The organism is Paenibacillus sp. E222 (assembly GCF_013401555.1).
GTDB lineage: Bacteria > Bacillota > Bacilli > Paenibacillales > Paenibacillaceae > Paenibacillus.
Window position 1 is genome coordinate 440,033 of sequence record NZ_CP058552.1, and the last position, 14,006, is coordinate 454,038.

The following is a 14,006-nucleotide window of genomic DNA, read 5'->3' on the forward strand; positions in this document are numbered from 1 at the left end:
CACCTCTATCAGCGCTGTTTGTCCCCCTCATATATCAACTCCATGTTCGTCAGTCAATTGTTATAAGCCAGTTCTACGAAATTCGGTAGGTGTCATGCCGGTCCACTTTTTGAACACCTGACTGAAATATTGTGAATTCCCTCCGAAGCCAAACAATTCGGCAAGCTCAAAAACCTTCACATCCCCGCCTCTGCGAATATGGTCGCAAGCACGCTCAATGCGTAAACGATTCACATAATTGGAGAAGTTTTCTCCCGTCACTTTTTTGAAAATCTTCCCGAGATAATCCGGATTCATATATAACATCTGATGGGCAACCCCGTTAAGAGAGAGATCAGCCTCGCCATAGTGTCGATCCACAATATCCATCATCTTCTCCACGGCAGAAGACTGACGGCTAATATGGTTTTTGTAATAACCGGAGGTTAACCGGGCTGCACTGCTGGCAACAAAGGATTTTAAGCCAGACAAGGTATCGATGTGGGGCAGCTCTGCCATCCGCTGGGTGAATTCCGTCGCCTCCTCAGGAGGACAGACATGAATCATTGCGGAATACAACTGCACCACATACGAACGAGTAATCCCAATTTCCAGCTGCTGACCGGACAAAAGCTCGAACAAGCGATCCACTTCAGCTGCAGCTTCTTCGGTATTGCCTGACTTAATCAACTGGCAGAGCTGCTCTGCATCTTGTTCAACATGTACACCGTCGCATTCGCCGGCCAGCTCCAGATCACTTTTGGTAATCAGCTTGCCTTCACCGATAAAAAAGCGGTGGTTCAGACATTGCAGTGCCTCACGGAACAGACGTCGGGACTGGATCATTCGATCTGCTTCACTGAGGGCAGCCGTAACTTCCAGTTTATATAGTCTGGTGAAAGCAGCCCGCACTTCCTCGATGCTCTTCTTCAGACCGACCGAATCGGCAGAGTCCCCCAGCAGAATTAACAGTTTGCCTTCAATGGTAGTGCTTAACAGAACATGGGGCAGCAGATCACTGGCAATATTTTTGATCGCAAATAAATGACTATAATCATGTTCATCTGCGATTCGGAACAGCAGCAGCCGAACTTCGTTATCCTCCAGCTCCAGGTCAAACAGCTCCTGATAATATTCCAAATCGACCGGACCATAGGTTTGGTTCGTCATAAACTCCAGCAGGAACTGCTCCTTCACATGTGGCAGCACCCGCTGCAGCCGCTGTTTCATCTCTCCGGCCACATGTTCCTTCACCTGGGCATCCTGGTGTTCCTGAAGCAACTCGGACAAGGCATCGTGAATCTGGTTCTCGTTACACGGTTTGAGTAGATAATGCTTTACTCCATATTGCATGGCCCGGCGAGCGTATTCGAACTCTTTGTAGCCAGACAACATGATGAAGCGGAGTCCAGGGTAAGCTTCGGATGCTTTTTCAATGAGTCCAAGACCATCAAGGCCTGGCATCGAAATATCCGTAATAATAATATCCGGTCTGGATTGACCGATTTTATCCAGCGCTTCAATACCGTTTCTCGCCGTATCCACCAGTTCCGTCCCCGCCGCAGCCCAATCCACGACTTGCGAAATTCCCTCCAGAATGACACGTTCATCATCTACGAGCATCACTTTGTACATCGTCATCGTCCTCTCTGATCCAAGGTATTCTGATCGATACTACGGTCCCTGATCCGGGATTGCTGCTCATGATCATTTCGCCTTCGTCGCCGAAGGTCAACCTGATCCGTTCCTTGATGTTTGACAGCCCGATCCCCTGTCCCCTCGTCTGTATGCGTCCCTCCTGCAATTGCTCCAAAAATTCGGCAGTCATGCCCGGGCCGTCGTCCTCCACCTCAATTACAACATGGTCTCCATCCGCTCTCGCCCTAATCCGAATTCGGCAAGGTTCTATGCTTGGCTCCAATGCATAATGAATGGCGTTCTCTACCAATGGCTGCAAGGTTAACTTCGGAATGCGGGCAGTTCCCACTTCGGGCGCAATGTCCATGTCAAAATCAAGTCTTTCCTCGAACCGCGTGTGCTGAATCGTCACATAACTGCGGACGATGTCCAGTTCCCTTTCCAAAGTAATCCACTTCTCGGACATGTTCACTGAGCTTCGCAGCAGAAATCCGAGGGCCTCAACCATTTCGGAGATTTGGTGCTGCTTCTGTACTTTGGCAAGCCAGTTGATTGATTCCAGTGTGTTATATAGAAAATGTGGATTAATCTGCGCCTGAAGCGCTTTCAATTCAGTCTCTCGTATCACAAGTTGCTTCGCATAATTCTCGTCAATGAGCTCGCGTATACGCTGTAACATCATCTTGAACGTGCGGTGCAGCAATCCAACCTCATTTTGTGAAGATATCGGGACATTGCCCAGCGCTGCTTCCTCCAGCTTATCCAGATCGCCTTTTTCGATATTGCGCATTTTCTTGATCAACTGGGCGATGGGTTGTGTAATGCTGCGAGAAAACTTGGCTCCAAATATAAGCGCCGCCAGAAATATCATGATAAAAATGACAGTTACCAGCTGTTTAACAAACTGGATCTGCTTAAACATCTGGTCAAAGGGCGTCATATACAGATACACCCAATCGGTATAGGGAGAATTTGCACGGGCGACAAAATTCCTTCCCTGCTCAAACATGGCTATCCCATAGGGTTGAGTGCGCTTCAGTTCAGACTCAATTTCAGATTTACTGACAGTCGACTCTGTTGGGTAGATTACTTCCCGGCCATCTGTAATTAATAGCTGTGAATCCTCTGCCGGGTGCTGCATCTGGTCCTGCACAATCCGATCCAGTCGTACACGAATAACGAGAGTTCCCAGCTTCTCCAGCGTGAACGCTCCACCGGTAAAAGACTTCACCTGTCTAACTGACAGTAGTCTGGCTTGTTGGTCGCCGCCCGTGTACCAGGCATTGGAGCCCGAATATTGTTGTGCCAGTGCAACTAATTCACTCTGCTTCGACTCCGAGATCCCCTCCCGGTTTCCAGCTGCCATAATATTATTATCATTATCGATAAAGATCATGGAATAGACGTATTTCTCCGAACCTGCATATGCGACCAATCGGTTGGTAATTTTTTTGCGCAGGCCATTTTGCTCATATCCCGTTTCGGCTTTTTCCAACTGAAGAAGGTATTGCTGGAGCGGCTCGTCAGACATGACTTTAAAGGATAGATTAGAGATTTCACGCAGCTGGTTCTCGATGCCTACCGAAGACATATTCAGCACCTGTGAGGACTTCTCATAGATCTGTCGGTCATAAATGCCGAACACATATCCCAGGACAGACACATAGAACGTGAAGCTGATCAGCATCAGTAATCCGATGAGAAGAATGGTTTTGTGATGAATCGGCAATGTCGTGAAAGCGTTCTTAATTTTTCTCATCCAAAGCGCTCCTTTGGCTCGCGAAGGGTGCTGCCATTCGATACTGTTTTCGATCTGCTGTAAGTTATTTTCATATTTACACATCCATGGTCAGATGACAAGTCATATTTATGCAACATTTTAGGTTATTCCCGAAGGGTGGTAGGTTTTATTTTCATGGAAATTATAGTAATTTATATATTAATAATTCCAAAGGAGGAAATATGAATTCTACCCATATACTTATTCTCATTTTGCTACTTTTTCTTTTCCTATCACTAAATGAAATCATTAAGTTTATAGCTCGCAAAGATAAAGAATCGCCCCACACCAGTAAACGTAAGACTTTGGCTTATTCCTTTGTTATCTCTACTGATCATTGTTCCTGTTGCTTTTTTCACAGTACTATATAGTTTGTTTTTTTATACTTTTGGGGGTATGAGTAATTCGTTATATTTTGAACAGATTGGTGATGGGATTATATTTTCTGTATTTATTTTAATTGGATTTATATTATTTGAAACGCTTATTCATCCTATTATCATTGCTGCCTTGAACTATGGTGTAATAAGACATGTTTCAGTTTATACCAGAAATTCTGTCACAATATTAATCGACGGTATCATTATTTATTTTTTGGGCTCTACCTTTGAAGGGGTATATATCCAAGATTTCTGGTCAGCTCTATCCATTTCAGTTTTATATCATATTATAGAATGGATATTCACTTGGATTCACCATCTTTACAAAAAGAGGAAAACTAATATGACTTTATAATTTCATTCAGTCTCCCAAGTAAAAATGCTAAAGCCTTCCTAATTAGTAGGAAGGCTTTAGCATTTTTACTTAAATCCTTTTAAGTTCACAAACTTTATTTAATAAACTTTATTACATTTCATGGATTTACAAATACCGTTTTTAACTTGGCTACATACTGCACATCAAAGCCAAGACCCTCGGCGACCATGGCGAGAGGTACATACGTTTTGGATTCTGTGCCCACCTTGTTCAGGAATGCAGGTGTATCCACGGCTACGGATGCACCATTCACCTGAACAGCCGTTGCACCAATCTTCACGGCAACCTTCCGATCCCCATATGTAATCGTTGCAGTTGATGTTTTATTATCCCATACCGTGGTTGCGCCAACGGCGTTCACGATATCCTGGATCGCCACAAAGTTTTTGCCATTGCGGATGATTGGTTTGTACGGCGTATCCAGCGTTTTACCGCTGACAATAATATTCATCGGCTGGCCTGCAGCAGGAGCCGTCAGCTTGGTGTAATCGCCCCAGATTGTTTCTGCGAATACTTTGGCAATCGCTTCATATCCGAACTGGTTCGGGTGGAAGTCGCGATCCTTAATCATATGAGTCATCGTGCCTTCACCGCCAATGAACTCCTTGGCGACATGAGCCACTTTTACATCCATCCCTTTAGCGGCAAATTCAGTCGCAATTCCATCAATGGTCGCAGTAAACCCTTGGGAAGCTTCCATTAGTTTCGCGTAGAGTGCTTTGCCAGCTACTTCAGGCATGGGTTGGTACTGGTCAGCGATTACGATTTTGGCATTAGGATTAATCTCATGAATATCATTGATAACTGCGCTAACATTGGCTGTATAAGAAGATAGCAATTCCTTCACTTTGGCTTCCAGTTCCGCATCACTCAGCTTATCTGCTGAACCGAGCAATTCGGATACATCGTTACCTCCGATCGTGATGGCAATCAGATTGGCTTCTGCTACACTCTCCCGGATGGCCGCAATATTGGCTCCAACTTGTGCCGCTCTTGGGTCAGGCAGGCTTGGTTGGATGGCCTCGGAAGTGAGCGCTTTCCCTTCCTTGATCGCATCTACAAAGTTTTTCAATCCACTGCTCTTCAATCCGGCAATACCATAGTTGTCCACCTGAGTACGTCCGTGAAGCAGACCTTGTTCCTGCAACCGTTCTACATAACCATATGGCAATTCTTTGAGGTTCGGCTCATACCCTACGGTGATGGAGTCCCCCAATGTGACGAGGCGGAATTCCTTGGTTACCGCTACCGCATCTTTCTGTACAGGCAATGATGATGTTACGCTTCCTGCCGGTAACGCACTACTATCCGCAGCATGAGCAGACTGTGCGGATGATGCCAAAATCAGCATGCCTGCCAGCATACTTGCCGTTAATCCCGCGGCGGTACTTCTCCATATGCGTTTACGCTTCATTCTTAGAACACTCCTTTTTCTTGTATCTATAAAATAAAAAAATACTTACATTTACACTGTTCACTCCGATGACAGAAGTTCGTGTAACTCTATTCTAACATTATTAAAGGGGCGCTGTCGTCTTCACGAAAAAGTAGGCGCTCACCCTGTACGTGTGAAATAGGCTACCCCGTAAGTAAGTTCTCCCCTCTGATCGTCGTCGCTAATCCCCAAGCTAACGAACAAAAGAAGCTTCCCGCCATATTCATGACTACTGGAAGCCCCTTCGATTAACACCAATAAAAATGCTATCCTGTCAAGACCTCGGTTTCTCCGATTCTCCAGAATCTGAATCAATCGGATCGGTATCCGGTTTGTTCCCGGTAGGCCGCTCAAGGTAGCGATCGTAGCGATCATCCACCTCACGTGCCATGTCCCGGTACTTCAACGTTTCTTCGACAATCGGGTCCCGTTCTGTCTGAATGCGAACCTCGTACTTGGGAGGAATCAGCTGACGTTCACGTTTGTCAGCATCGCCGGACTCCTCCATGTCCCCTTCAGTCAGCATATCACTCAAACGTCGTTCCAGTTCTTTGGATTCATCCATTGTTGTTCGCTCCTTTAGTAAATTTTCACTCCAAACCTGTTGCGTTGGCTTCCTTCAGCACATCCGTCAGTGCATCATGAATCTTGCCATTGCTGGCAACCACATGACTTACGGACAGTTGGTAAGGCGTCCCGACGGTATCGGTAACCTTGCCACCGGATTCCTCAACCAGCAGTGCACCTGCCGCGATATCCCAAGGCTTCAGACCAACTTCGGTATAAGCGCTGAGGCGCCCCGCTGCAACATATGCCAAGTGCAGGGCGGCAGAACCACCTGCACGCAGGCTGCGTACTTGCGGTGCCAGTGCCTGAACAGCGGCCATATTGATTGGCAGCGCGTAGGTTGTATCCGCCGGGAAGCCAACCGCGATCAGGCTCTGAGCCAGTTCCTGTTCACCCGATACAAGCATCCGGTTTCCGTGCACGTAAGCGCCTTTTCCTTTTTCCGCAACAAACATCTCGTCACGGGAAGGATCGTAGATTACTCCAACAATCACCTCACCGTTATGAGCCAAAGCGATGGATACCGAATAGAACGGAAAACCGTGCACAAAGTTCGTCGTTCCGTCCACCGGGTCCACAATCCAGAGAAACTCTTCTTCCTCAGCTTCTTTCAGTGCCTTCGCTGATGCTTCCGGTCCTGGTTCCACGCCTTCTTCACCCAGAATGGCATGATGGGGAAAATGCGTCAGAATCAGGCGGCGGATCATCTGCTCTGCACCTTTATCCACTTCAGTAACGAGATCCTGCGGCGAATACTTGGTTCCAGGCTCCCCCACCGTTCCGAGACGGCTCTTGATCCACTCTCCAGCTTTGGAAGCTGCATTAATGGCGACGGCAGTATAGCTTTTGCTTGTCACGACATAAGGTGTTTTTTCCTTCTCATTCAAAGCGTTCACTCTACTTTCTATATCAATCTACGAAAAATTAAAATACTTGTTAAAAGTATACGCCCCAAGGGTCGTAAAGTTTCTCGTTGCCCAGGCCCCTTTTGGCGCTACGGATGAATGATAACCGTCGATTCGTCCACCCACTCCACACCCTCTTCGTGATAGAATGCTAGTTTCTGCATTAACTGCACCAGAGCTTCATCCTTGCGCTTGGCCTCAATCATCACATCAAGGGCGGGTGTATCGGCTGCAATATGACGTAAAAAAGCGAGCATCGGCTCCACCTCAACACCGTCAGCATGACCACGCAGGTCCTTCTCACTCTTTGGACTGGAGACGTGAATTTTGGGAGGCAACGGCTTGTCTGCCGGTGAATCCGCTTGAGCCAGCGGAGACTCCCACGTCTTCAATATATCCGGCCAAAGATCCCACGGCTGTTCGCCTTCATTGTTCACCCATTGATGGTGGATATCCAGCACCATAGGCAGCCCCACACGTTGACAGACCGCAAGTGTCTCGGGTGCATTGAACGTTTTGTCATCATTTTCAAGCGTCATCCGTTCCTGAATATCCCGATCCAGCTTCAGAAAATTTTCTTCAAAACGCAGCGCTGCACTAGGCTTGTCCCCGTATGCACCACCAATATGTATATTGTTCTTGGCAGTAGCATTCAGACCCATGGCATCCAGCATGCGTACATGATGACGAAGGTCGCGCATGGAGTTGCGCAGCACTTCCTCCCGCGGCGTGCTGAGTACCGTAAAATGATCCGGGTGGAAAGATACACGCATCTCGTTCTCCTTCACAAAATCGCCAATCGCGGCAAAATCCTGCTTGAGCGCGGGAAACGGGTCCCAATCACTGAGATCCTCATGCGTTGCCAGCGGGATTAATTTGGAGGAGAAACGATATACATGAATATGGCTTCCTTTGTTGTGTCTGAGCAAACGTAATGTATTATGCAAATTCTCGGCTGCAATCCGTTCAAGCTTGCGAATTGCCGCTTCCCTATCATCAATTTTCTTAAAGCTGGACATGGTCATCGTCCGGGAAGGAGAAGCATTCTCCACAAGCACGGACATCGCCACATAGCCAAAACGTACGAGCATGAATTTCTTCCTCTCTATTAGGGCGGGATTCCTTCCCGACATATGAAGCCGGCAGTCTTCCCTTCACTTTATATAACCAAGTTTTACCCTAAAAGAGTGACCATAATCGTGATTTGGGCAAATCCGTCCATTCGTCCCGATCCACATGTAACAAACTAGCCCTGTGCCTGTTCACCAAAGAACATCTCGTCCGCGAGAGCCGTCTGAATGCGTGATTCTTCCTCGTTCAGTTTACGGATCAATTGCATCTCCACTTCGGTCACTTCTTGACCCTGGAAGTTAATCTCCGCAATGGAGACTACGATTTTTACGATGGCTACGGCCACGTTATCCGGTGTGTAAGCAATGACTTTCTGTCCGGTAGGAAATACACGAAAGCCTTGTTTGACCATTTTGCCACGGCCGTATTCAAGCAATTCAAACAGCTCTTGTTCATTCTTGAACTTGCACACGGAATTGAATTCGGTCTGAAATCCCATTCATACCCCTCCTTATAATGTCGTCCCCAGGCTACGCCTGTACGCCGTTCTCGTAGTTCAACGCCTGCTTGCGATTGTAGCGCTCCAAAGCCAGCTCAATCATGCGATCCAGCAGTTCGGCATACGATACGCCAGTCTCACGCCACAAGAGCGGATACATGCTGTATGGTGTGAAACCAGGCATGGTGTTTACTTCATTAATAAGTAATGCCCCATCCGATTTGCGAATGAAGAAGTCTGCACGGGAAATGCCATTGCCTTCAATCGCACGGAATGCCTGCAAGGCGGCCTCACGGATGCGATCTGCTGCTTCCGGGTCGAGCGGAGCAGGGATCAGCATCTGAGACTGTCCATCGATGTATTTGGCTGCATAGTCATAATATTCACCGGAAGATACGATTTCTCCTGGTACGGAAGCCATCGGCTCGTCATTACCGAGCACACTGACTTCAACTTCACGCGCCTCTACAAACTCCTCAATGACAACCTTCGTATCGTAACGGAGAGCGAACTCCACGGCTTTCTTCAGTTCATCCCGGTTACGCGCCTTCGAGATTCCTACACTGGAACCGAGATTGGCTGGTTTAATGAAACACGGATAGCCCAGTTGATCCTCCACCTGCAAGATCATTTCATACTCAGTCTGCTTCCATTGAGTAGCGTTAAAATACGTAAAGGCACATTGATCGATTCCGGCCTGCGCAAACAGCTTCTTCATGACCACTTTGTCCATACCGCCTGCCGAAGCCAGTACACCTGCGCCAACATAAGGCATATCCGCCATCTCGAACATCCCTTGAATCGTGCCATCCTCACCGAACGTACCGTGCAGCAGCGGGAACATGACGTCCAGCGCCTCTTCTCCGCCATATAAACGGCCGAACAGCGCGTTCAGCGCTTCCTGGGTTCCGCCCGCCGCCTGCTCCAGCTTCAATTCTTCAATCTGCGCGAATGGCGCGTGCATGACAGATCCTTTTTTCCACGTACCCTGCTTGGAGATATAAAAAGGAACCAGTTCATACTTCTCATAATCAAATGCGTTCGTTACAGCAAACGCCGTTTGCAGCGACACCTCATGCTCGCCTGACTTCCCGCCGTAAACGACGCCTACTGTTAATTTATCCATACTCATGCGTAACCTCCGATTATCTGTGCAATGATGCTGCCTGCCATGTCTGCATGTTCAGCACCACTTTTTATTCTGTTATCTAGACTTATTTTACACGGAACCAGACGTCCACGTCACCGAATCCCGTAAAATCGTTGACCCTCAAAACTCATCTGCAATATGAAAAAGCCGGTACACCGTCCGCTCATTCCAAGCGTAAGAATCCCGGTAATCCCAAAAACGGTGGCGGCTGCTGACCGTATGTGCGTTCACAAGCGGCATACCTCCCGCATCAAAAGCGGTCACAACGGTGCTGTGCTGAAACCTGCCGTCCCCGTCCCAATCGTAAAGAATTACATCTCCGAGCATTAACTGCTCTGGACGATCCACTTCGGTTGCTGACAATCCCCAGCTGCTGCCGGATAAATAACGCTCCAGACTGTTGGACACAGCCCAGCTGTAACTCCACATTTCAGAGCCATTGACATAGCCTTTGTACCACCATCCTGCTTCTCTTTTACCAGTATAGTGGATGGGTGCTCCCCCTGCAAAGAGACATTGGGACACATAATTGGTGCAATCGACATCGAATTCCTCAAATGCCGGGTTTCCCGCATTCCACCACCGGTCCGCATAGGCGACAGCCAGATCCCTGCGATACAGCTGCTGCCTCGATCTCCTGCCCTGTCCCAGCACTTCTCGATTAAGCAGCGGCCGATTTATCGCCTGTACAAAATCAGCTTGTTGAAAAGGGCGGCCCTCTCCTACCGGGCGACGCTCCGGCACTTCACGTTCCACACGCGCAATGGTCCAAACTCCACCTTGCCTAAGAAAAGTCAGGCGTTCCCGCTCAATCCGGTCTTCCCGATGGGTCAAACCGTTCTTCTCATAGAACAGCCTGCTGTACAATTGCACATCCACTACTGATTCATCGGCCCCATCCATAAGTGTCCGCACAAGCTTGGCGCTGGTCTCACTGCGAAGAGGCACGGCCCGCCGCTTGCGGTACCATTGATCCAGTCTGGCCATCCGCTCTCCCCGTTCCAGCACAAATTCCGGATCGGTGACAATCCGTTCGCTTGTCTGTGGACGATAATCGATCTCACAGCGATTATACTGGTTCACGTAGGTATATAAGGCACTCTTCCATTCGCGTTCCAAGCCTGTATCCCCCTTTGGCATGAGTTCTGTCCGGAATGATCCATTGCATGAAAATCTCCTTTATATTTATATGAGAGAATTTCGGTTGTATGTGTCTGGTTCTGTTTTGAAACCTTATTATCAGGGATAATACGCACGGAAGAGATCGCGTCCATTCCCTTTACTTGAGAACGCATTCAATCTCAATAATAGCTTGGCTGGACAGGCAAAAAGCCCTTTACGTACGGAGCTGAAAACGTTATACTTAAAACTAAAGTTACGATTATGAAATTACGTTTCACCTAATGAAACTAACGAACAAGGACACGGAACGATGAAGGCCTGTTCTTCACCTAAATGAACGTTTTCTTCATCTCACCGACACATTTTAAGGAGGTACATGTATGTCAGCCAAGAATCATTTCTCCGCGGCCCGCAGTCTTGAGGTCGGAGGCAAGTCTTATCGCTACTACAGTTTAGATGCTCTTCAGGAAGGCGGCTACGGCGACCTTTCCAAGCTTCCTTTCTCCATTAAAGTGCTGCTCGAAGCAGCTATTCGTCAATTCGACGGACGTGCTATTACCGAAGAACATGTAAAACAACTGACTGGCTGGGCAGAAGGCCGTGACAATAACAAAGAAATTCCATTTATCCCTGCACGTATCGTTCTGCAGGATTTCACCGGTGTACCCGTGGTCGTTGACCTTGCAGCAATGCGCGATACCGTGAAAAAAGCAGGCGGCGATCCAAAACAGATCAACCCACTCGTACCTGTCGATCTCGTTATCGACCACTCCGTAATGGTTGATGCGTTCGGAACGAACGATGCACTTGACTACAACATCAAGGTTGAATTCGAGCGTAACGAAGAGCGTTACCGCTTCTTGCGCTGGGCGCAAACGGCATTCAACAACTTCCGTGCAGTACCACCATCCACAGGGATTGTTCACCAAGTTAACCTGGAGTACCTGGCTTCAGTGGCTGCAACCAAAACCATTGACGGCGAAACTGTTGTATTCCCGGATTCCCTCGTAGGAACGGACTCCCACACCACCATGATCAACGGACTCGGCGTTGTTGGTTGGGGTGTTGGCGGGATCGAGGCTGAAGCAGGTATGCTGGGCCAACCGCTTTATTTTGTTACACCGGACGTTATCGGTTTCAAATTGACAGGCAGCCTGAGCGAAGGCGCAACCGCAACGGATCTGGCACTGACAGTTACCCAAATGCTGCGTAAAAAAGGCGTTGTCGGTAAATTTGTCGAGTTCTACGGACCGGGTCTTGGCAACATCAGCCTGGCTGACCGTGCAACAGTAGCCAACATGGCTCCAGAGTACGGCGCAACAATTGGTTTCTTCCCTGTTGACAGCGAAACACTGAACTATATGCGTAATACCGGTCGTACCGACGAACAGGTAAATCTGGTTGAAGCTTATTACAAAGCTCAAAACATGTTCCGTACTGCGGATACAGTTGATCCTGAGTTTACAGACGTGATCGAACTGGATCTGGCATCCGTTGTTCCAAGTCTTGCCGGACCAAAACGTCCACAGGATCGCATCGAGCTGACTCAAATGAAAGAAGGCTTCAACAGCATTATCCGTACGCCGATCGACAAAGGCGGCTATGGTCTGAGCGACGAGAAAATCGCTGAGAAAGTGCCTGTGAAACACCCTGACGGTTCCACTAGCGAACTGAGTGCTGGTGCTGTCGTTATCGCGGCAATCACTAGCTGCACCAACACATCCAACCCTAGCGTTATGGTCGGAGCGGGTCTGCTTGCGAAAAAAGCTGTTGAACGTGGCCTGACTAAACCTGGCTATGTGAAAAGCAGCTTGACTCCAGGTTCCCTCGTTGTTACCGAGTATCTGGAAAAAGCAGGTCTGATCGAATATCTCGACAAACTCGGATTTAACGTTGCCGGCTATGGTTGCGCAACTTGCATCGGTAACTCTGGCCCACTGCCAGACGAAGTAAGTGAAGCAATTGCCGAGAATGATATGACCGTAGCGGCTGTATTGTCCGGTAACCGTAACTTTGAAGGTCGTGTGCACGCGCAGGTCAAAGCCAACTATCTGGCTTCTCCGCCACTCGTTGTGGCGTACGCTCTCGCGGGTACCGTTAATATTGATTTTGCAACCGATCCAATCGGTTATGATACCAACAACGAACCTGTATTCCTGAAAGACCTCTGGCCTAGCTCCGAGGAAATCAAGGATACCATCGCTAGCTCGCTGAACGCACAGATGTTCCGCAACAAATACGAGAACGTATTTACAGCTAACGAACGTTGGAATACGATCCCTGTACCGGAAGGCGAATTGTATGAGTGGGATCCAAATTCCACGTACATTCAGAATCCACCATTCTTCCAGGAGCTTGGCGACAAGTTGACGGATATTGCAGATATTCGTTCCGCACGTGTAATGGCATTGCTGGGTGACTCCGTAACAACGGACCACATCTCACCAGCAGGTAACATTGCTCCGTCCAGCCCGGCTGGATTGTATCTGAAAGAACATGGCGTAGAGCGCAAAGACTTCAACTCCTACGGTTCACGCCGTGGTAACCATGAAGTTATGATGCGTGGTACATTTGCAAACATTCGTATTCGTAACCAAGTGGCTCCAGGTACTGAGGGTGGTATTACGAAATACCTGCCAACAGACGAAGAAATGTCCATCTACGATGCTTCCATGAAGTATCAGGACGAAGGACAGAACCTGATCGTTATCGCAGGTAAAGAGTATGGCACAGGAAGCTCGCGTGACTGGGCAGCAAAAGGAACATTCCTGCTTGGTGTCAAAGCCGTTATCGCAGAAAGCTTCGAGCGCATTCACCGCAGTAACCTGGTGGGCATGGGCGTAATGCCATTGCAATTCCAGGAAGGTCATGGCTGGTCCAGCCTCGGTCTGAACGGTCGTGAAACATATGACATCACAGGTCTGAGCAATGATGTGAAACCAGGACAAGAACTGACGGTTACCGTAACTCGTGAGGACGGTACCAAGTTCGACTTCCCTGTTATCGCTCGTCTGGACAGCATGGTTGATGTGGACTACTACCATAACGGCGGTATCCTGCAAACCGTATTGCGTCAAATGATGAAAAAATCTTAATCGCATTTA

At 48.3% G+C, this 14,006-nt stretch carries 10 protein-coding genes; 1 reads left to right on the forward strand and 9 read right to left on the reverse strand.

What is annotated here, in order from left to right:
- Positions 1-60 precede the first annotated feature (60 nt).
- The 9 genes from HW560_RS01880 to HW560_RS01920 all read right to left on the reverse strand — a co-directional run bounded on the left by HW560_RS01880 (position 61) and on the right by HW560_RS01920 (position 10,899).
- Complete coding sequence (locus tag HW560_RS01880) at positions 61-1,614, reverse strand: response regulator transcription factor (protein ID WP_090904311.1); 1,554 nt, start codon at positions 1,612-1,614, stop codon at positions 61-63.
- A complete protein-coding gene (locus tag HW560_RS01885; RefSeq protein ID WP_090904310.1) occupies positions 1,589-3,376 on the reverse strand; it encodes a sensor histidine kinase in 1,788 nt (595 codons plus the stop codon). The genes HW560_RS01880 and HW560_RS01885 overlap by 26 nt, the downstream gene beginning before the upstream one ends.
- 874 nt (positions 3,377-4,250) lie before the next feature.
- Positions 4,251-5,567, reverse strand: coding sequence for an SGNH/GDSL hydrolase family protein (locus tag HW560_RS01890; RefSeq protein WP_257031607.1), 1,317 nt, complete (start codon positions 5,565-5,567; stop codon positions 4,251-4,253).
- A gap of 295 nt (positions 5,568-5,862) precedes the next feature.
- A complete protein-coding gene (locus HW560_RS01895; RefSeq protein WP_179261770.1) occupies positions 5,863-6,153 on the reverse strand; it encodes a hypothetical protein in 291 nt (96 codons plus the stop codon).
- 25 nt (positions 6,154-6,178) lie between these two features.
- Complete coding sequence (locus HW560_RS01900; RefSeq protein WP_217504726.1) at positions 6,179-7,042, reverse strand: inositol monophosphatase family protein; 864 nt, start codon at positions 7,040-7,042, stop codon at positions 6,179-6,181.
- 107 nt (positions 7,043-7,149) lie between these two features.
- Positions 7,150-8,151 carry a UV DNA damage repair endonuclease UvsE gene (gene uvsE / locus HW560_RS01905; protein WP_090904305.1) on the reverse strand — a complete coding sequence of 334 codons (1,002 nt, stop codon included), beginning with the start codon at positions 8,149-8,151 and terminating at the stop codon, positions 7,150-7,152.
- Between the two features lie 155 nt (positions 8,152-8,306).
- Entirely contained in the window at positions 8,307-8,630 is a 324-nt protein-coding gene (locus HW560_RS01910; RefSeq protein WP_053779624.1) for a hypothetical protein, read from the reverse strand.
- 31 nt (positions 8,631-8,661) lie between these two features.
- Positions 8,662-9,762, reverse strand: coding sequence for a D-alanine--D-alanine ligase (locus HW560_RS01915; protein WP_179261772.1), 1,101 nt, complete (start codon positions 9,760-9,762; stop codon positions 8,662-8,664).
- A 138-nt stretch (positions 9,763-9,900) separates the two neighbouring features.
- Positions 9,901-10,899: an amidase domain-containing protein gene (locus HW560_RS01920; protein WP_373564975.1), complete on the reverse strand. Its 999-nt coding sequence runs from the start codon at positions 10,897-10,899 to the stop codon at positions 9,901-9,903.
- Positions 10,900-11,282: 383 nt separating this feature from the next.
- Between HW560_RS01920 and acnA the strand changes: the two genes are divergently transcribed.
- A complete protein-coding gene (acnA, locus tag HW560_RS01925) occupies positions 11,283-13,997 on the forward strand; it encodes an aconitate hydratase AcnA (protein ID WP_090904302.1) in 2,715 nt (904 codons plus the stop codon).
- Positions 13,998-14,006: the final 9 nt, after the last annotated feature.